The sequence below is a fragment of the Polaromonas sp. P1_F1 genome (genome assembly GCF_056405795.1).
Window position 1 is genome coordinate 269330 of sequence record NZ_JBFUBJ010000002.1, and the last position, 17914, is coordinate 287243.

A 17914-nucleotide genomic window follows, 5' to 3' on the forward strand; every position below is an offset into this window, starting at 1 on the left:
CGTATTTGCTACGCGGGCTCTGGCACCGGGTCGGCAGCAGGCGAGGTGGCCGGGTGCGGTGTGACTTCTCCCTCAGCGAGTTCCCCTCCCAATGCCTCCAGCATGTCCGGAATCAGCGAAGACAGCTCGCCGGTAATGATGGCCGCATCGCTGTCAAAGCCGTCGTCGTCCTTGCCGCTTTCCTGTACGCCGTCCAGCACCACATCGAGCAGCTTGAGTTTTTTCAGCTGCGCGGTTTCCGTCAGCACAAAAGACACGCGCTCGTTCCACGTCATCGCCAGCTGTGTGGGTAGTTTGCCGGCAGCAATGTGCTGGGCCACTTCGTCGATCTCCAGCGTGTGGCGCGAATAGCGCACCGTGGACTTCTGGTCATCGGGTGTCTTGAGCTCGCAGTCGCGGTCTACCGTGAAGTTATATGGCGCTTCCCGGGTCGACAGCCAGTGCGACATGGCAGCAGCGGCCGACATTTGCGTCTGGACGGGGCTGGCCTTCAGGCCGGGCAGGGCGCCCGGCACCTCGCTCAACGCTTCCACGAAGTAACTCACGATTTTGTCGGCACCTGTGAGGTTGCCGGAGTCAACCACCAGGAATTTGTTGACGACGTCGATCCAGAGCGTGGTGGTCGAGCGTTTGGTGAAGGCGCGCGGCAGCAGGTCCAGCATGACTTCCTGCTTGAACTCTTTTTTGATCTTGGCGCCCACGCGTTCGCGGCCGGTTTCTTCCTTGTATTTTTCGATGCGTTCTTCCACCGCGGCCTTGATGGCGGACGAAGGCACAGGGCGGCGTTCGGTGCAGAGGCGGGCGATTAACTGGCGGCCCACGCTTTCGAGCAGTACGGTGCTTTTGTTGCCGCGCGGTGGCACCCAGCCACTGGATTCAGGCTCTGTTGCGCCGCAGGGAACGAAACGGTGGGACTGGAAAATTTCTTCAAGCACGTCCAGCGGAGGAAGCACAAAATCGTCGGCAATGCGGAAAAAGATTGCGGTGTTGAACATGAAATCCGGGGAAGAGGTTAAAAAAGAGACTGCCGGAAGGCCGATGAGGGGGCGGAAAATCCGCGGTGAGAACCAGCCGGATACAGAGAAATTCTACCGGGCGCCCTGTCTGCAGAATGTAACGGCCGGCAAGGGCTTGAAGACCTTCATTCAATATCAAACGAATGGATGCCGTAGGCACCCTTGCGGCGGTCTTCGAAGTACTGCTCCAGCGTCTGCTTGACCGTCTTGAAGGCAATTTCGTCCCAGGGAATTTCGGCCTCAGTGAACAGTTTGGCCTCCATGGTCTCATGGCCTGGATTGAATTCGGTGCTCAAAAGCCGAGCCCGGTAATACATGTGCACCTGCCCGACGCGCACCACGTTCATAACCGTGAAAAGGCCCTGCATTTCATATTGGGCGCCGGCTTCTTCATCGGTTTCACGGGCTGCGCCCTGCGAGGTGGTTTCGCCCAGCTCCATGAAGCCGGCAGGCAAGGTCCACTTGCCCCGGCGCGGCTCGATATTGCGTTTGCAGAGCAGCACTTGCGCGCCGTCCTCGCCCCAGCTGGGCACGGTGCCGACGACATTGAGCGGGTTTTCGTAGTGAACCGTGTTGCAGGCCGGGCAGACGGCCCGCTCTTTCGTGTCACCGTCGTCCGGCAAGCGATAAGCCACGGCGGTGCCGCAGACGCGGCAGTGGTTCAGGGGCGGACGTTGCATCAGATGAGTGTAGCGGCTTTGCGCCGGCCGAGGCCTGCCAGGGGGCACTGCAGGCCCCCCGCAGTGCTATAAAAAACGTAGCTGCTTACGCCGATGCTTATTGGGTGCATGGCCTATTTTGCTTACCCTTCCTATTTGAGTGACGAGTAATTCACCGGGACCCAGGCGTATGCCTTGCCCGCGCCCTTGCGCACATGGCCAAGGCCAGGGAAGGCGATATGCGCCGCGCCGACCAGGTAGCCATTTTTGGCGGCATCGGCGTAGGCCTTGGCGCGTTCCTTGGCGGCCGGTGGGGACTCGGAGTCAAACTTGATGGTGACCTCCGGGTTGTCGAACTGGACTGCCGCCACATGCATCAGGTCGCCCCACAGCATCAGCTTCTCCCCCTTGCTTTCCACCACATACACGCTGTGGCCGGCGGTGTGGCCGTGAGCGGGCTGCGCCTTCACGCCGGGCACGAGCTCGGTGACGCCTTCAAAGGTCTTGAGCTTGCCGGCCGTTGCGTAAGGCTTGATGGACGCCATGGCACCCTGGAAAAAGCCTTGGGATTCTTTGGGCGCTGCGTTCATTTTGGCTTCATCCAGCCAGAAGTCGGCGTCCGCCTTGTCCACACGCACAACGGCATTCGGAAACGCCATGGCGCCGTTCACCACCAGGCCGCCCACGTGGTCGGGGTGCATGTGGGTGATATAGATCTCGTCGACCTGCTCGGGCTGGTAGCCGGCGGCTTTGAGGTTGGCCTGCAGGCTGCCCAGCGTCGGGCCGAAGAGGCCGGACGCACCCGTGTCGATCAGCACCAGCTTGCTGCCGGTGTTGATGAGGTAGGCATTGACTGAAGTCTCGACTGCGTCAGGTAAAAAAGAACGCTTCAGTGCCGCGCCGACTTTCGCCGGCGTTGTGTTGGTGAGCAGGTCTTTCACGGGCAGCTTGACAGTGCCGTCCGACAGGGCGGTGACTTCAAAATCGCCCAGCGTGACGCGGTAGTAGCCGGGCGCCTGGCTCTTGACCATGGGGCCGGCCGCAAAAGCGGGCAAGGTGAAAGAAGCGCTCAGGCTTGAGGCCAGGATGGTGGCTGCCAGGGTTTTCAAAAAGCGTGACATGAAAAAACTTCCTTGGGTAAATGGAATGATGGACCGGACTCACCCGTCATACGGGGACCGGGTGGATTCTTATGCAGGCGCGCCATGAATGAAGCCGCAGCCGCAGTAACCCGGCTGTCGTGCTGGTTTTGCCCGAAGTGGAGTGCTATTAAATCAGGAGCCGATTGCGCCCGTATTCATTGGGCTGAAAGCCGAAAAGGCATAAGAACATGGGTAGGGCATAAAAAAACCGGGCATAAGCCCGGTTTCATGAATGCGCACCCAGCACGGGTATTGATCAAGTCTTGGTCGTCTTGGTGTGCTTTTCAATCAGGGCGCGTGCCGTGTCCAGCAGCTTCTTGCCGTCAAAACCCTTCTTGTTCATGTCTTCCACCCATTCGACTTCCACCGTACGCGATTTGCGGCGGAATTCCTGGGCTTCGGCCGCGCTCACGGTGTAAATCGTGTTGCCGCGGTCACTGGCGGTCTTGCGGCCGGGAACGTCGTTGCCCTGCTGCACCTTGCCCAGCCATGCCGAGGTGGCCATGCCGGAGTTGTTGTCGATGACCTTCTTGAGGTCGGGTGCGAGCGAGTTGTATTTCGCCTTGTTCATGGCCATCACAAAGGTGGTGGTGTAAAGGCTGCCGCCGGCGGGGTCGAACTCGGCATGGAATTTGGTGAGCTCGTTGACCTTGACCGAAGGCACGACTTCCCACGGAATCACGCACCCTGTAATGGTGCCCTTGCTCAGCGCGTCGGGAATCTGCGGCAGCGGCATGCCGACGGGCGTGGCGCCCAGCACGCCCATGAGCTTGGTGACCTGGCGGGTCGGCGCGCGCAGCTTGAGGCCGCGCATGTCGGCAATCGACTTGACGGGCTTGTCGACCGTGTGGATCACACCGGGGCCGTGCACCTGCAGCGCCAGCACCTGCGTATCCTTGAATTCATCGGGTGCAACGGTTTGCACGTATTCCCAGAACGCCTTGGAAGTCGCTTCGGCGTTGGACATCATGAAGGGCAGCTCAAACACCTCGATCCGCGGGAAGCGGCCGGCCGTATTGCCGGGCAATGTCCACACCACGTCAACCACGCCGTCTTTGGCCTGGTCGTAGAGCTGTACAGGCGTGCCGCCCAGCTGCATGGCCGGGTAGCCTTCAAACTTGATACGGCCGCCGGATTCTTTTTCGACCTTGTCCATCCAGGGCTTGTGCATGGCCAGCCAGACATTGGACGAGGGCGACATGAAAGTATGGAACTTCAGTGTCACGGCCTGCTGGGCCAGGCCCGACAGCGCCGGTGCGCCCAAGGCTGCGGCGGCGCTGGTCTTGAGAAGGGTTCGTCGCTGAATCATGGCGTGTCTCCTATAAACAATTTGACTAACTTAAGGCAAGCGGATGGGTTTGAGAAGCGGTAAAAGCCCTAGCCATAGACCCTAGCTGATGTATTTCACCAGCCACAGCGATATGCCCGGGAACAGCAGCAGCAGGGTGGTGCGGATGGTGTCGCTGATGAGGAATGGCATGACACCTTTGTAGCTTTCGCTGATAGGCACGTCTTTGGCCAGGCCATTGACCACATAGACGTTCAGGCCCACCGGCGGCGCCAGCATGCCAAAGCCGACCGTCATCAGTACCATGATGCCGAACCAGATCGCGGTGGATTCCTTGGCCATGCCGAAATCCAGGCCCATCACCATCGGGAAAAAGATGGGAATCGTCAGCAGCAGCATGGACAACTCGTCCATCACGGCCCCCAGCACCACGTAAAACAGCAGGATGGCCGTGACAACCATCAGCGGCGACAGTCCCCAACCGCCGACCACGCCGGCGAGCTGGTTAGGCACCTGCGTCAGGGCCAGGGCGGAGTTCATGAGGTCGGCGCCTATAAAGATCAGGAAGATCATGGCCGAGCTTTCCGCCGTGGCATAAAAGCACAGCTTGAATTTGGCCCAGGTGATCTCGCGCTTGAGCAAGGCGGCTACGAAAGTGGCGGCGGCACCCACCGCGGCGCCTTCAGTCGGCGTAAACAGGCCGCCGTAAATGCCGCCGAAGACGATCAGGAAGATGATGGCGATGGGCAGTATGCCCAACGCGGAGGCCATCGTCATCGGCGGCCTGTCGTTGTCTACCTCGGGCGCCTGTCCGGGCACCAGCCGCACGTAGATGGCAATGGCCACCATGTAGCCGAACATCGCGATGATGCCCGGCACCATGGCCGCCGCAAACAGCTTGGCGATATTCTGCTCGGTGAGGATGGCGTAAATCACCAGCGGCACCGATGGGGGGATCAGGATGCCCAGGGTGCCGCCGGCTGCCAGAGTGCCCGTGGCAAGCCGGCCTGAATAACCGTGGCGTTTCATCTCTGGCAGTGCCACGCCGGTGATGGTGGCGGCCGTGGCCACCGAGGAGCCGCAGATGGCGCCGAATGCCGCACAAGCCAGGATGGACGCCATGGCCAGACCGCCCTTGAAGCGGCCCATCACGCCTGCCGCAAAACCGAACAGCGCGCGGCTGATGCCGCCCTGCGTCGCGAAATGCCCCATCAGGATGAAGAGCGGAATCACCGACAGGTCGTAGCTGGCAAAGCGCGCAAAGGCCTGGGTGTTGAGGAAGCTGGAAAACGGCCCCCAGCCGGTCTGCATCACGTAACCGATGGCGCCCGCGGTAAACATGGCAACTGCGATAGGCACGCGCACGGCCATGAAGACCAGCATGATGCCGAAAATGACGAGAGCCAGCGTGATGGAGCTCATACGTGTGCCTCCAGCTCGTCCAGCGGATTGTGCGGCGCATGGGCGTCGCCGAAGCCGAAGACGGATTGGTACACACCGATCACGCAGGTCAGCACAAAGGGCGGAACCATGGCGGCATACACCGTCCATTCGGGAAATCCCAGGATCTGGGTTTCAGAGTGCGTGTTGTACGAATTGAGGCCGCCCAGCACCGTGCGCCAGGCCAACAGGGCAAACACCAGGCCCAACAGCAAGGCACCGAAACGGTCCAGCCTGTCGTTCGAGGTTTCGCCCAGTTTGGCGGTGAAGAAGTCGACGATGATGTTGCCGCGTTTGATCTGGCAAAGGGGCATGAACAGCGCGATCGCGGCCCCGGTGACCACACCGGTGAGTTCGAAGTCGCCGACGAGGGTCGCGCCCAGCAGGTTGCGGCCAATCAGGCTGGCACAGGTCATGAGCGTGATCACCGTGAGCAGAACGCCGGCCAGCACAGCGCAGAATTTTGCAAGGGACTGCAGGATTTTCAAGAAGGCTCTCCAAAAAGCAGGTCTTGGCATTTGGGAGCTCCCAAAAACCGGGTAAGCCGATTATCAGAATTGAGGAGGCAAGCAGTCAGGCGGGTTACCCCGGGTAAAACGGGGTATTTGCGCGGTGATTAAAGCAGTTGCGCGGTTATCGCGCAGCTGCCCCGCCGTGACATGCGCTTGCCAACACCTTGTTCAGATGACTTTGACAGTGAGTGTTTCCAGCCCCGCTACACCGCCGACCATGGTGTCGCCCGAAACCACGGCCGCGACGCCTTCGGGCGTGCCGGTGTAAATCAGGTCGCCGGGCTGCAGCTCCCATGCTGCCGACAGGTGTTCAATGGTTTCGGCAATATTCCAGATCAGCTTGGAGACATTGCTGCGCTGGCGATCCTTGCCGTTCACCTGGATGTAGAGCTCGGCATTGGCCACGTCACCGGCCTGGCCAGCGGGTGTGATAGGGCCGATGGGGGCGGAGTGGTCATAGGCTTTACCAATGCACCATGGGCGGCCTTGCTTCTTCATCTCGCCCTGCAGGTCGCGGCGCGTCATGTCCAGGCCCACGGCATAACCGTAGATGTGCTTTTGCGCGTCGGCGGCCTTGATGTTTTTACCGCCGGTGCCAATGGCCACGACCAGCTCGATTTCATGGTGCAGGTTTTTGGTGAGCGATGGGTAGGGGATGGTGCCCGTCGCGCCGGCGTCCACCACGACAGCGGCATTCGCGGGTTTGAGGAAAAAGAAGGGCGGCTCACGGCCGGTAAAGCCCATTTCCTTGGCGTGTTCTTCGTAGTTGCGGCCCACGCAATAAATGCGGTTGACCGGAAACCGGTCTTTGGTGCCGACAACGGGGACGGACACCGCGGCCGGTGGGGTGATGACAAAACTCATGACAACCTTTCTTCTCTGTGTATGCCCAGTGCCAGATGCACCGGGCGGTCTGAAAAACTGAACAGCACACAACCTTGCGCCGAACGCAATTGCGCAGTGTGCCACGACGGAATCACAAAATGGTCGCGCGGGCCAAACTCGAACGTCCGGGTTTCGCCGTTCCGTTCAATGTCAACGGAGCCCGTGCCCTCAACCACGCTGAACACGGCCCCGTCAGTCTGGCGCCAGGGCTTGCCCGCAAAGCCTGCCGGCAGGCGCTGCATGAAGGTGGCCATGGTCGGCATGGGCGAGCCGCCGGTGGCCGGGTTGACATAGCGCAGCTTGACGCCGTCCCAGGCGTCGATGTCGGCGTGGGTTTCCAGCTGGTGCAGGGTCTCGCGTGTGCGGTCGTAGGGGTAGCTGAAGATCGGTGAGGTCTCACCAAACGGGGCGTCATACCGCATCGGCAGCATGTTGGCGCCGTAGCGGTGGCTGCTGATGCCCTGGGGCTTGGTGACTTCCTGTTGCTTGGCTGTGCCGTTCTCGGCAAAACCCGCATCGAAGAAACGTAGCATGGGGATGTCCAGGCCGTCCAGCCAGACCACCGGCGTATCGGATTCGACACGGCCTTCATGCCCGTGGTCGTGCCAGGTCCAGCTCGGGGTGATGATGAAGTCGCCGGGTTTCATCTGCGTGCGTTCGCCGTCGACCGCGGTGAAAGCGCCGTGGCCTTCCACGACAAAGCGCAGCGCGCTTTGCGTGTGGCGGTGGCTGGGTGCAATCTCCCCGGGCAAGATGACCTGCAGACCCGCGTACAGCGATTGCGTGATACACGACTGTCCGCGCAAGCCGGGGTTCTCCAGGATCAGCACACGGCGTACCGCTTCTTCGGCGGTGATGAGTTCGCCCGACTTTATCAAGAAGGGGCGTACATCGGCGTATTTCCACAGAGCCGGCTGGCAAGGTGTGCTGGGCGACTGCGGCACCAGCGCGTGCAGCACTTCCCACAGTGGCGTCATGCTGTGCGTCGAGATGGCGTCGTAAAAAGCCTTGCGCCCGGCGCTGTTGAGCGCCGTGCTTTTGCCGTGGGCGGGAGGGGGCGACATGTCCATGATGGGGTCCCAGTCTCTGGTTTAAAGATCGCCGTTTAAAGAGAGCCGTCGTCGAAATACACGCCGTCCCGCGTGAGCAACTGCTGCAGCTGCTTCACGTCGGTATCGGAAAAAGCCTGCCCGGCGCCCGGCATGGCCGCCGCCGTGCCCGCTGCCTGGCCCATCACAAAGCAACCGCCGCTGGCGCGCGCGGCCGACTGGCCTTCGTGCGTCATCGAGGCGCAGCGACCGGCCACCAGCAGGTTGGCGACACCTTGCGGCACCAGCATGCGCCAGGGCAAGTCGTTGTAGGCGCGGCCTTCAGCCGCATCCACGTTGTGCGGAAACTGCCAGTCGATCCGGCCATCGGCATGCAGTTCCATCGGCCAGGCGTTGATGCCGATGGCATCGTTAAAGCGGGCAGATGAAAGGATGTCTTCACCGCTCAAGGCATAGAGCCCTTGGATGCGGCGCGTCTCGCGGATGCCGACCTGTGGCGCAATGTCGACGATGGCGGAGTCCGCAAAACCTGGCACTTCATGCTTCAGGAAGCGGAAGTATTCGGTGATCTGGCGCCGGCCTTCAAGCTCGCCCTCGCTGAGCTGCCGCGCGTCGGTGGCATCCATGGCCGTACCTTGCGCGTTGCGTATCTGCGTGACGTTGGCGCGCCATTCGGTCGGGTTCTTCTGGGGGCGGAGGATGGCACCTTCACGGGGAAACTTGTAGCGGCCTGGCTCACGCGCCTGGCTCTCGGCCATCAAGGTGTTGATGGCTTTGAATTCGCCCACAGCCGCCAGCGCGCGGGGTGCGTCCACGTGGCCGACGCGAAACATGGTGGAGGGAAACAGCGCGCTGCCGTGCCCGTCGCCCAGCTCAAACGGCACACCGGCAAAGTTCGCCACATCGGCGTCGCCCGAGCAGTCGATGAAACGCGCGGCACGAATTGCCTGGCGGCCGGATTTGGTCTCGACCACCAAAGCGCTGATGCGGTTGCCCTCCATCACCACCGCAGCAGCCCAGGCGTGAAAAAGGATTTGCACACCGGCCGCCACCAGCAACTGGTCGGCTGCGCACTTGTAAGCCGACACGTCGTAGGAGCGCACGCGGATGCGGCCCTGCATGCCGTCCTGCGGCGCGTTGAGGCCACCCAGCGCGTCAATGCGCTGCAGCAGGTCGTCGGCCACGCCACGCACCACCTGTTGCATCCGGCCGCTTTTGCGGCCGTAGAGGCCCGCGAAATTGGTGACGCCGCCGGCTGTGCCCATGCCGCCTAGAAAGCCGTAGCGTTCCACCAGCAAGGTGCGCGCGCCGTGCCGCGCGGCGCTGACGCTGGCAGCAAGCCCTGCTGGCCCGCCGCCGATTACGACGACATCGAATTCGCCGTAGACGGGCAGGGTGCGTGCGGGCTCTGTGATCGTGGGCATGGCTGTCTTTCGCTGCCTATTCGAGTTTGATACCGCGCGACTGGATGATGCCGCCCAAAATGGCGGCTTCGTCTTTGACGCGGCTCCTCAGGCCGTCGGGCGAAGTGCCCACAGCTTGCCACCCCTGGTTAAACAACTTTTGCCGCGTGTCGGCGTCGCGGATGATGCGCGGCACTTCTTGCGCCAGCCGCGCCTGGGCGGCTTTGGAGAGGCCCACCGGGCCGATCAGCGCCGTCCACACTTCGAGATTGACGTTGGTCACGCCGGCATCGGCCAGCGGCGGCACCTCGGGCACAAGAGAAGAGCGCCCGCCGGCAAGGCCGATCGCCCGAAGCTTTCCCGACCGCACATGCGGCATGGCCACGCCGGGCGGGATCAGCGCCATCTGGATCTGGCCGCCCAGCATGGCGGTCACCACCTGCGGGTTGCCGGCGAAGGGCACGTGAACAGGTGTGACGCCGGGCATGCGGCTTTTCAGCAGTTCCATGCCCAGATGTGCGACCGAGCCGTTGCCGACTGAACCATAGTTCCATTGGCTGCCGCCCTGGCGTGCGGCAGCGAAGAATTCGGCGCCACCGGGCTGGCTCGCAGGCGCTACCAGCACCAGCGGTGCGGTGGTCAGCAATGAAATGGGCGCAAAGTCTTTGGCCGGGTCATAGGGCAGTCTGGAGTACAGCAGCTTGGCCGAGGTCAGGTTGCCGTTGATGACGACGCCCAGCGTATGGTCGTCAGTGGCTTTGGCGACCTGGTCGGCCGCGATGTTGCCTGACGCGCCGGGTCTGTTTTCCACAATCACGGGTTGGCCGAGGGCGTGGCTCAGGGGTTCGGCCAGGCTGCGCGCCGCCATGTCGGGCGTAGAGCCGCCCGGAAACCCCACCAGGATGCGCACCGGCCTGGTCGGCCAGGCCGCATCTTTTAAGTCTTTTGGAGCTGCAGCCCATGAGGGATAAGCGCAAGCAGCTATCAAAAGCGTAGCAATTATCCGGAGGGCAGCGGTGTTGGGAAGAAGAGTCATGACAATCCCTGGGGCTTTTGAAACCGTCATTGGAACAGTTTTGACGGCTCGATTCCGTCGTACATCCACTTCAGGCCGGCGAAACCCGCGCTCTCGGTGCCGCTCTGGAACATCTGGTTGCGCAATTCGCGTTGAACACCGGCCGCATGGTAAATATCACCGTAAAAACGGGCAGTCAATTGCACGCGGCCAGTGCGCAGGTAGCGCTTTTGCTGGTATTTCTGAAAAGCCTTTGGCACATCGCCGCGGGTAAAGCGCAGCGCTTCACGCAGCACGACGGCGTCTTCAATAGCCTGGCCGGCGCCCTGGGCCAGGTACTGCAGCATCGGGTGGGCGGCGTCGCCCAGCAGGGTCACGCGCCGGTCGGTCCAGTTTTTCACGGGTTCGCGGTCGCACAGCACCCACATCTTCCAGGTCTCGATTTTCCCCAGCAGTTCCTTGACTTGTGGGCAGGCATCGGCGAAACGCTCGTTCAGCTCGGCTGTATCGCCAAAGGTGTTCCAGCCCTCATCGTATTTGTTGCTGTGAAAAACAGCCACCAGGTTGAAGAGTTCGCCGCGGCGCAGTGGGTAGTGAACCAGATGGGTTTTCTCGCCGCCCCAAAGCAGCACATCGTCGCTCCATAGATGAGCCGGAACATCCTCACGCCTGAGCACGGCGCGGTAGGCGATATGCCCCGACACGCGAGGTTTGCCGTCGCCCACCACGGCTTCACGGATGCGGCTCCAGATGCCGTCTGCGCCTATCAGCGCGCTGCCTTCAACGGTTTCTCCGCCTGCAAGGTGCACAGTCACGCCGCTTTCCGACTGGTCAAACGACTCCACCCTGGCGCTGGTGCGCAAGGTGACGTTGGGCTGCGCCCGGCAGGCATTGAGGAACACCTGGTGCAGGTCGGCGCGGTAAATCACGCCATAAGGAAAGCCATAGGTGGCGCGGGCCAGGTCGCCAAGCGGGACACGGACAACCTTCTCGCCCGTGCGCACATCGTTCATGCCAAGACCGGTGGGAAAGAACGCCACACGGTTGACGGCTTCAGTGAGGCCCAGGTAGTCAAACATGCGGAAAATATTGGGACCGAGCTGGATGCCGGCGCCGATCTCGCCAAAACTCGCCGCCTGCTCCATGAGTGTCACGGCGCGCCCGTCCTGCGCGAGCACCAGGGCCGCGGCCAGCCCGCCGATGCCGCCGCCCGAGATGAGGATGGGGGATGTGTGTGACATGTGTGAGAGGGTATCAGGGGGGCTTTGACAATGATAAGTATGCTTATCATGTATGTCCCTAGTACATACCCTGAGCGCAAAGCTGAACGGTAAACTCGGCAAATGGCAAAAAGCTTTAACTTCAGCGAGGCCCCCGGGCACTTGATTCGCCGGGCGCAACAACTCGCGGTTGCGATCTTCATGGAGGAAACAGCCGGTTTTGACGCGACGCCTGTGCAGTTCGCCATCCTGAACGCCTTGATGGACGACCCGGGCGAAGACCAGATCACGCTGTCGGGCCGCGTTGCCTTTGACCCGGCCACTTTCGGCTCGGTGATCGGTCGGCTGGAAGCCAAAGGCTGGGTCAAGCGGGAGGCTGACCCATCTGACAAGCGCCGCAAATTGCTGTGGACGACGCCCGAAGGGGAAAAAGTTGCACTGCAGATGAAACGTGCTGTCAGCAAGGCACAGCAGCGCATCGTGAGTCCGCTGGATGATGACGAGCGGGTGCAGCTCGGCGTGTTGCTTGGGAAGCTGATCAGCGGCCACGAAAACGCGGCCAGGTAGCCGGCATCGGAACTGCGCGCAGACAATAAAAAACGGGGCCGTCAGCCCCGTTTTTTATTGTCTGCCTGTTTGCCAGGCCCTGGCCAAAGGCTCAGGCTGACTTGGCCACCAGGGCGAAATGCTCCACCGTGGGCGGGCCGGCAAAGAAGGGCCCGACAATGGCTCGCCAGTCGGCAAAGGCGGGCGACTGACGAAAGTCGACGGTGTGGTTTTCCAGTGTGTCCCAGAAGATCTGCAGGATGTAGCGCTCAGGGCTTTCAATGCCCTTGTTGACCTTGAAACCTTGAAAGCCCCTGGCTTTGGAAATGACTTCGCGGATGCCGCGCTGGATGGCTTCGTCAAAAGCTGCTTGCTGGCCCGGGTGAATGCGGATGTCGGCGAGTTCGAGAATCATGAACAACTTTCTGAAGTAATTAATACTGGGTAGCCGGCAACTCTACCGTCAATCCGTCGAGCGCGGGCGTGAGCTTGATCTGGCAACTGAGCCGGCTGTTGGGAAGGCGCGGCGCGGCGGTAAATGCCAGCATGCCGAGCTCTTCGCCATCAGGTGGCGGCAGGGTTTGCGTGTCCGAGGAAAAAGGCTCCTGCACGTGTACATGGCAGGTGGCGCAAGTCAGCAGGCCGCCGCAGTCGGCGGCAATGCCGTCAATGCCTGCGGCCACTGCGGCTTCCATCAGACTTTTGCCAACCTTGCCTTTTACCGGCGTGGAGCGGCTGCCCGATTCGATGAAATGGATGGTGATCATGTTTTTTTTAGGGATGGCCGTGGCGGCTAGATCCGGCTGAAGTATTCACGTCTTTGCCAGTCGTCCTGGTCCTGGGCCTCGGCATGGCGGGTGATTTCGGCCTGTTTGACTCGCGTGAGGTAAGCCACGAACGCGCTGCCGAATGCCTCCACCAGCGCCCTGTCGCCTTGCAAGGCTTGCAGCGCCTCTTCGAGACTGGTGGGCAATTTCTCGGCGGTGTCACCATAAGGCGCGTCGGTGGCCGGCGGGGCTTTCAGGCGGCGCGCGATGCCGTCCAGCCCGGCGTGGATTTGCGAGGCCAGATAGAGATAAGGGTTCGCGGCGGGTTCGCCGAGGCGGTTCTCGATACGTGTGCCGTTGTCGTTGCATTGGCCAACTACGCGCAGCATGGCACCGCGGTTGTCCCGGCCCCACAAAATCGATTGGGGCGCCAGCGCATTCGGCCGAAAGCGGCCGAAACCATTGATGGTGGGCGTGCAGAAGGCCGTCATGCCGCGCGCATGCGCGAGCAACCCGGCGAGGTAGTGTTCGCCGGTTTCGGTCAGCATGTACTGCGCGTGCACGGGTGTGCTTCCGTCCGCGGGGCTTTGGCGTTTGAAGGCGTTGGCACCGGTTTTCAGGTCCACCAGTGACTGGTGCAGATGCCAGCCGCTGGACATGATGTTGGGAAAGGGCGGGCGACACACGAAGGTCGCGTGGTAACCGGCACGCCGCAAGGCCTGCTTCACCGCGCTGCGAAACAGCACCATGTTGTCGGCGGCAGTCAACGCATCGGTGGCTTCAAACACCGCCTCGACCTGGCTGGGCCCCAGTTCGATTTCCAGCGACAGCAGTGGCAGGCCCAGCGCCTGCGCCGTGCGCTGCACGATGCGCAGCGGCTCTTCGGCCATGTCCGCCCATTGCTCTGACAGGAGGTGGTAGCCGGGATGGATCATGCGCACCTCCGGCGGCAAGCCCGGCCAGTCGGCCAGCGCCGGGTCAAGCTGGGGAGCGTTGCCACCCTCGGAAATCCGGTAAATGTGGAACTCGATCTCCAACCCGCACTTCATGCTGTAGCCGGCCTCCGCCAGTTTGGCGAGAGCATCTTGCAGTACCCGGCGCGTGTCGAGTTCTACCGGGCGGCCGTCGGGAAACCATGGCTGGCATTGCACCCAGCCGGTTTTGTCGGCCCAGGGCAATTCTTTCAAGCTTGCCGGGTCGGCCAGCAGCATCACATTGCCGCCAAATTCAAAACCCGGCAGTTCGTCGGCGCCGCCGGCCTCGAACACTTTGTACGCGGTGCGGTCGGCGGTGTCCTTGAGCAGCAATGTGCTCACCATGCCGACGCCGTCCGTCATGGCTTGTCCGGCTGAAGAGGCCACCAGTGTCTTGCCGCGCAGCATGCCGTGCAGGTCGCACCAGGCAAAACGTACCAGCTCCAGGCCGCGCGCCTCGATGCGCCGCGTGGCATCGGCCAGCGCAGCCTGCCTTGCGGCGTCGTGCACTCCGCATTGCACCGCAAAGCTGCTCATGGTTGAGTGACGGTGCTGGGTGAGTCGGAGGTGGCCCCGGCGCCCAGCCACGGCGCACTCTCGCGTTTGGTGCGGGCGGTTTGCTGCCACCACGCGGCCCATTCACCGGCCGGCGCAATGCCGTCCACCGTATCGGGACCGGTGATCACCCTGGCCTGCGCAGGGTCGGCAATGCCGGGCGCCACACCGCCGTTTTGCACGGTCTCAATCGCCTTGAGCAGCACGCGCCGGTTGGCCATGATGACCTTGTCGGAGGTAGCCAGGTGTTCGCGTGTGCGGTCCTGGATTTCGCCCATGCTTTCCACGGCCCATTGGTCGTGCACATTGATGTCTTCTTCGCCCATGCCCAGGTAGGTGGTGCTCATCTGCTCTTCGGCGTTGAAGCCCCAGTTGTTGTGGCGGCCCGCTTTGGGGATGTAATCGGGCAGGGCAATGAACTGCTGGCGCTGCGCGCGCATGCTCTCGCGGTCCAGCGGGGCGCCAAAGCTGGTGAAGAAGGTGTACCAGTAGGTGTTCGTGTCGTCTACCGGCACATGCATCTGCGTGATGGTCATGGTTTCCGACAGCGGAATCACAAACGTGGCCGGGAAGATCGCGTTGGTCACGCGCACATGGGTGAGTTTGTCGGTCATGGCGCGCAGCGCGGTCAGCTGCATGCCCCAGGGCTTGCTTTCAAAGCTGATGTCGGGTTGGGCGAACTCGCGCATGATGCGCGTCATCGGCCACTGCTCGCCATCCTTCGTGCCGGCGCTGGCGCTGCGAAACTGCTTGCCGGCCGGGTTCTGGCCGATTTCATCGAGCGGATCGTCCTGCAAAAAGCGATGCAGGAAAGACGGGTGCGCCGGGTCGATGCCCACCTCGAAAGCCTGCAGCCAGTTGGCGTTCCACAAACCCTTGAAGGCAAAGCTGTGCGTGGACGGTGCGGTAAAACAGTCAAAAGCGGGGAAGGGCGGCGGTGTACTGCCTTCGTCGCCCAGCCAGGCAAACAGCACGCCGGCTTTTTCAATGACGGGATAGCTGCGCTGGCGTATGCGTTCGCACAACTTGCTGCCTGTGGGCTCTGCCGGGGTTTCCAGGCAGCGGCCGTCGGTGGCGAACTTCCAGCCGTGAAAAGGGCAACGCAGGCCGCCGCCTTGCGCGGCGCTTTCGCGGCGGCCAAACGACAGGTCGGCGCCGCGGTGTGCGCAGTCGCGGTCCAGCAGGCCCCATGCGCCGGAGGCGTCCTTGAACAGCACCAGATCCTGGCCGAACAGCTTCAAGGCCTTGACCGGGCGGATTTCCATGCGCGGGTCCAGCGCCGGATTGAACTCATCCACCAGTGCAGCGGGCTGCCAGTATTGGCGCAGCAGCTTGCCGCAGGGCGTGCCCGCGGTGATGCGGGTGAGCAGTTCGTTCTGTTCAGTGTTCATGGAGATCTCAAAACGGTATACCGAAATTAAAATTCAGTGTACATTCTCGGGCATGAACTTGCAAGAAGCCGTTTTGATGCAGTTGCGCGACCTGATCCTGCGTGGCGAGTTTGAGCCGGGCCAGCGCCTGGCCGAGCAGCAACTGGCCGAACGCCTGGGCGCCTCGCGCACACCGGTGCGGGCCGCGCTGGTCACGCTGGAGCAGGAAGGGTTGGTCGAGGCCAACGACACCGGCAAATACCTGGTGCGCCAGTTCACCCCGCGCGAAGTGGCCGATGCGATTGCAGTGCGTGGCCATCTGGAAGGCATGGGGGCGCGGCTGGTGGCTGAGCACGGCGTGTCACGCCAGCTGCAGCTCGATTTGCAGTCTTGCCTGGATGAAGGTGACCGCGCGCTAGCGGCCAACCCGCTGGGCTATGACAACTACGCGGCCTATGCGGCCATGAACGACCGCTTCCACGCGCTCATCCTGGAGGCCAGCGGCAACCGTGCACTGCAACGCGCGATCGAATTGAACGACAAGCTCCCCTTCGCGTCTGCCTCGGCCATGTTGCCCATGCAGTCCACGCTGGAGCAGGACCGGGACTGGATGCACTACGCGCACCGCCAGCACCACATGCTGTTTGCAGCGCTCAAGGCTGGGGAGGGCGCGCGTGCGCAGGCGCTGGCGGTGGAGCACACCGAGGTCGCGCAGATGAACATGCGCATGGCGCTGCAGCGGCGCGCCGAAACCGAAAGCCTGATGCCGGGCTTGCGCCTGGTCGTCGGTGGTTAAGCCGCAGGCGCTTTATTAGCGTTCGCCCAGCAGCAGCTTCAGGTCAATGGATTCGGCAACCGCCTTGTTGCCGGCATCACCCAGGTGCAGGTGGTCGCCCGAGTCATAGGCGGGCAGGATGCGCAGCGGGTTCTGCGGGTCGCGCACCACCGCATCGAAATCCAGCACTGCATCAAACTCGCCGCCACTGCGCATCCACGCATTGATGCGCTGTCGCACGACGTCTTTTGCGGGGCTGTAGTAATTGGCAATCGGCGAGCCCGGCATGGTCAGCGCGCCCTCAAAGGGTGTCAGCGTGGCGCCGACGATGCGCACGCCCCGGCTTCTGGCGCGCGCAATCAGCTGGCGGTAACCGGCTATCAGCGCGTCGGTCTGTATGGCGGGCTCCTTGGGTTCAAGGGTGCTGCCGGGCCAGCTGATGTCGTTGATGCCCATGAGCAGCACCACGCTGGTGACACCGGGCTGGTTCAGCACGTCGCGCTCAAAGCGCGCCAGCGCATTCATGCCCATGTGGTTTTTGAGAACCCGCCCGCCCGAGATGCCGGCATTGAGGACAGCCACGTTGTCCCCGGCCAGGCGGCGCGCCAGGAAGTCCGGCCACCGCTGATCGGTGCCTGGAGTTGATGCCGCGCCGTCGGTGATGGAGTCGCCAAAGGCCACCACGCTGCGTGTGCCCGGTGCGGCCTCCACCAGCACGGCGCTGAGAAAGAGGCGGCTGTTCACCGTGGCATCTGCCTTGAGGACGCTCGCGTTCGCGGCATTGCCTGCAGCAATCTGCGCGGGCTGCAGGCCGTCCCAGTGGATGGTGGTGAGTGGTGTCGTTTGTGGGAAGTAGAGGCTGACCGACAGGCGGCTCAGCGGCGCGACCGGCATCTCGACCGGGTCACTCATCACGACAGCGCTTGCCGGTACGGCGACTGTCTGCTGGCCGCCAAAGGTCAATGCCTTGCCGGCTCCGTCAGTGGGCGCTATCTGGGCCGCGCCTATTTGCAAGGCCTGCGAGCCGTATTCGTTCGACAGCACAATGCGCACGCGTGAGCCGCCCACGCTGGCCCGGACGGTCTGGCGTACTGTCTGGTCGTGAAGCGTGGCGGGAAGGCCCAGCGGCAGCACAAAGTCATCGCGCCAGATCGGCTGGGGGCTGGCCGTCCAGCTTGGCGTCCATGCGTTGACATCGGCTGCCCGCGCCTGCGGCAAAACGCTGGCGGCCAGCAACGTGAATGAAAGAAGGACTTGACGCGCGCGCCGCTTTGGAATGAAAAATGTGTTCATGGTGT

At 62.4% G+C, this 17914-nt stretch carries 18 protein-coding genes; 2 read left to right on the plus strand and 16 right to left on the minus strand.

Annotated elements, in window-relative coordinates:
* Nucleotides 1-8: 8 nt before the first annotated feature.
* The 11 genes from AC1DZE_RS07405 to AC1DZE_RS07455 all read right to left on the minus strand — a co-directional run bounded on the left by AC1DZE_RS07405 (nt 9) and on the right by AC1DZE_RS07455 (nt 11650).
* Nucleotides 9-995 (minus strand): recombination-associated protein RdgC, encoded by a 987-nt coding sequence (locus AC1DZE_RS07405; RefSeq protein WP_477672260.1) that lies wholly within the window; start codon nt 993-995, stop codon nt 9-11.
* Nucleotides 996-1141: 146 nt separating this feature from the next.
* On the minus strand, nt 1142-1696 hold the full coding sequence (locus AC1DZE_RS07410; RefSeq protein ID WP_477669085.1) for an NUDIX hydrolase: 555 nt from the start codon (nt 1694-1696) through the stop codon (nt 1142-1144).
* A gap of 131 nt (nt 1697-1827) precedes the next feature.
* Nucleotides 1828-2796 carry an MBL fold metallo-hydrolase gene (locus tag AC1DZE_RS07415; protein WP_477669086.1) on the minus strand — a complete coding sequence of 323 codons (969 nt, stop codon included), beginning with the start codon at nt 2794-2796 and terminating at the stop codon, nt 1828-1830.
* Between the two features lie 277 nt (nt 2797-3073).
* Complete coding sequence (locus AC1DZE_RS07420) at nt 3074-4126, minus strand: TRAP transporter substrate-binding protein (RefSeq protein WP_477669087.1); 1053 nt, start codon at nt 4124-4126, stop codon at nt 3074-3076.
* A gap of 81 nt (nt 4127-4207) precedes the next feature.
* Nucleotides 4208-5527: a TRAP transporter large permease gene (locus AC1DZE_RS07425; protein WP_477669088.1), complete on the minus strand. Its 1320-nt coding sequence runs from the start codon at nt 5525-5527 to the stop codon at nt 4208-4210.
* Entirely contained in the window at nt 5524-6033 is a 510-nt protein-coding gene (locus AC1DZE_RS07430) for a TRAP transporter small permease (protein WP_477669089.1), read from the minus strand. The genes AC1DZE_RS07425 and AC1DZE_RS07430 overlap by 4 nt, the downstream gene beginning before the upstream one ends.
* Before the next feature lie 192 nt (nt 6034-6225).
* Nucleotides 6226-6921 carry a fumarylacetoacetate hydrolase family protein gene (locus AC1DZE_RS07435; protein WP_477669090.1) on the minus strand — a complete coding sequence of 232 codons (696 nt, stop codon included), beginning with the start codon at nt 6919-6921 and terminating at the stop codon, nt 6226-6228.
* Nucleotides 6918-8012: a gentisate 1,2-dioxygenase gene (gene gtdA / locus AC1DZE_RS07440; protein WP_477699916.1), complete on the minus strand. Its 1095-nt coding sequence runs from the start codon at nt 8010-8012 to the stop codon at nt 6918-6920. The genes AC1DZE_RS07435 and gtdA overlap by 4 nt, the downstream gene beginning before the upstream one ends.
* Nucleotides 8013-8047: 35 nt before the next feature.
* On the minus strand, nt 8048-9415 hold the full coding sequence (locus AC1DZE_RS07445; protein WP_477673948.1) for an FAD-dependent oxidoreductase: 1368 nt from the start codon (nt 9413-9415) through the stop codon (nt 8048-8050).
* Nucleotides 9416-9431: 16 nt separating this feature from the next.
* Nucleotides 9432-10430: a Bug family tripartite tricarboxylate transporter substrate binding protein gene (locus AC1DZE_RS07450; protein WP_477673949.1), complete on the minus strand. Its 999-nt coding sequence runs from the start codon at nt 10428-10430 to the stop codon at nt 9432-9434.
* A gap of 26 nt (nt 10431-10456) precedes the next feature.
* Nucleotides 10457-11650: a 3-hydroxybenzoate 6-monooxygenase gene (locus AC1DZE_RS07455; RefSeq protein ID WP_477669094.1), complete on the minus strand. Its 1194-nt coding sequence runs from the start codon at nt 11648-11650 to the stop codon at nt 10457-10459.
* A 102-nt stretch (nt 11651-11752) separates the two neighbouring features.
* Here AC1DZE_RS07455 and AC1DZE_RS07460 point away from each other — a divergent pair, with 102 nt between their 5' ends.
* Entirely contained in the window at nt 11753-12196 is a 444-nt protein-coding gene (locus AC1DZE_RS07460; protein WP_477669095.1) for a MarR family winged helix-turn-helix transcriptional regulator, read from the plus strand.
* A gap of 91 nt (nt 12197-12287) precedes the next feature.
* Here the strand turns inward: AC1DZE_RS07460 and AC1DZE_RS07465 are convergent, their stop codons facing one another.
* Genes AC1DZE_RS07465 through AC1DZE_RS07480 form a run of 4 tightly spaced genes read right to left on the minus strand, consistent with a single transcriptional unit; the run spans nt 12288 to nt 15862 of the window.
* Nucleotides 12288-12590 (minus strand): antibiotic biosynthesis monooxygenase family protein, encoded by a 303-nt coding sequence (locus AC1DZE_RS07465; protein WP_477669096.1) that lies wholly within the window; start codon nt 12588-12590, stop codon nt 12288-12290.
* A 19-nt stretch (nt 12591-12609) separates the two neighbouring features.
* Nucleotides 12610-12942 carry a 2Fe-2S iron-sulfur cluster-binding protein gene (locus AC1DZE_RS07470; RefSeq protein WP_477674374.1) on the minus strand — a complete coding sequence of 111 codons (333 nt, stop codon included), beginning with the start codon at nt 12940-12942 and terminating at the stop codon, nt 12610-12612.
* Nucleotides 12943-12968: 26 nt separating this feature from the next.
* A complete protein-coding gene (locus AC1DZE_RS07475) occupies nt 12969-14453 on the minus strand; it encodes a glutamine synthetase family protein (RefSeq protein WP_477669098.1) in 1485 nt (494 codons plus the stop codon).
* On the minus strand, nt 14450-15862 hold the full coding sequence (locus AC1DZE_RS07480) for a Rieske 2Fe-2S domain-containing protein (protein WP_477699917.1): 1413 nt from the start codon (nt 15860-15862) through the stop codon (nt 14450-14452). The genes AC1DZE_RS07475 and AC1DZE_RS07480 overlap by 4 nt, the downstream gene beginning before the upstream one ends.
* A 52-nt stretch (nt 15863-15914) precedes the next feature.
* Here AC1DZE_RS07480 and AC1DZE_RS07485 point away from each other — a divergent pair, with 52 nt between their 5' ends.
* Nucleotides 15915-16637 (plus strand): GntR family transcriptional regulator, encoded by a 723-nt coding sequence (locus tag AC1DZE_RS07485; protein ID WP_477673114.1) that lies wholly within the window; start codon nt 15915-15917, stop codon nt 16635-16637.
* A 15-nt stretch (nt 16638-16652) separates the two neighbouring features.
* On the opposite strand, the gene AC1DZE_RS07490 is transcribed toward AC1DZE_RS07485, so the two are convergent.
* Nucleotides 16653-17909 carry an SGNH/GDSL hydrolase family protein gene (locus AC1DZE_RS07490; RefSeq protein ID WP_477673115.1) on the minus strand — a complete coding sequence of 419 codons (1257 nt, stop codon included), beginning with the start codon at nt 17907-17909 and terminating at the stop codon, nt 16653-16655.
* Between the last annotated feature and the right edge of the window lie 5 nt (nt 17910-17914).

Bases quoted from the DNA above. Each gene is read 5' to 3' on its own strand.
- AC1DZE_RS07420 (WP_477669087.1), bottom strand. From the start codon at position 4,126: ATGATTCAGCGACGAACCCTTCTCAAGACCAGCGCCGCCGCAGCCTTG.
- AC1DZE_RS07470 (WP_477674374.1), bottom strand. From the start codon at position 12,942: ATGATCACCATCCATTTCATCGAATCGGGCAGCCGCTCCACGCCGGTA.
- AC1DZE_RS07435 (WP_477669090.1), bottom strand. From the start codon at position 6,921: ATGAGTTTTGTCATCACCCCACCGGCCGCGGTGTCCGTCCCCGTTGTC.
- AC1DZE_RS07485 (WP_477673114.1), top strand. From the start codon at position 15,915: ATGAACTTGCAAGAAGCCGTTTTGATGCAGTTGCGCGACCTGATCCTG.
- AC1DZE_RS07445 (WP_477673948.1), bottom strand. From the start codon at position 9,415: ATGCCCACGATCACAGAGCCCGCACGCACCCTGCCCGTCTACGGCGAA.
- AC1DZE_RS07490 (WP_477673115.1), bottom strand. From the start codon at position 17,909: ATGAACACATTTTTCATTCCAAAGCGGCGCGCGCGTCAAGTCCTTCTT.
- AC1DZE_RS07450 (WP_477673949.1), bottom strand. From the start codon at position 10,430: ATGACTCTTCTTCCCAACACCGCTGCCCTCCGGATAATTGCTACGCTT.
- AC1DZE_RS07455 (WP_477669094.1), bottom strand. From the start codon at position 11,650: ATGTCACACACATCCCCCATCCTCATCTCGGGCGGCGGCATCGGCGGG.
- AC1DZE_RS07465 (WP_477669096.1), bottom strand. From the start codon at position 12,590: ATGATTCTCGAACTCGCCGACATCCGCATTCACCCGGGCCAGCAAGCA.
- gtdA (WP_477699916.1), bottom strand. From the start codon at position 8,012: ATGGACATGTCGCCCCCTCCCGCCCACGGCAAAAGCACGGCGCTCAAC.
- AC1DZE_RS07475 (WP_477669098.1), bottom strand. From the start codon at position 14,453: ATGAGCAGCTTTGCGGTGCAATGCGGAGTGCACGACGCCGCAAGGCAG.
- AC1DZE_RS07410 (WP_477669085.1), bottom strand. From the start codon at position 1,696: ATGCAACGTCCGCCCCTGAACCACTGCCGCGTCTGCGGCACCGCCGTG.
- AC1DZE_RS07405 (WP_477672260.1), bottom strand. From the start codon at position 995: ATGTTCAACACCGCAATCTTTTTCCGCATTGCCGACGATTTTGTGCTT.
- AC1DZE_RS07460 (WP_477669095.1), top strand. From the start codon at position 11,753: ATGGCAAAAAGCTTTAACTTCAGCGAGGCCCCCGGGCACTTGATTCGC.
- AC1DZE_RS07415 (WP_477669086.1), bottom strand. From the start codon at position 2,796: ATGTCACGCTTTTTGAAAACCCTGGCAGCCACCATCCTGGCCTCAAGC.
- AC1DZE_RS07480 (WP_477699917.1), bottom strand. From the start codon at position 15,862: ATGAACACTGAACAGAACGAACTGCTCACCCGCATCACCGCGGGCACG.
- AC1DZE_RS07425 (WP_477669088.1), bottom strand. From the start codon at position 5,527: ATGAGCTCCATCACGCTGGCTCTCGTCATTTTCGGCATCATGCTGGTC.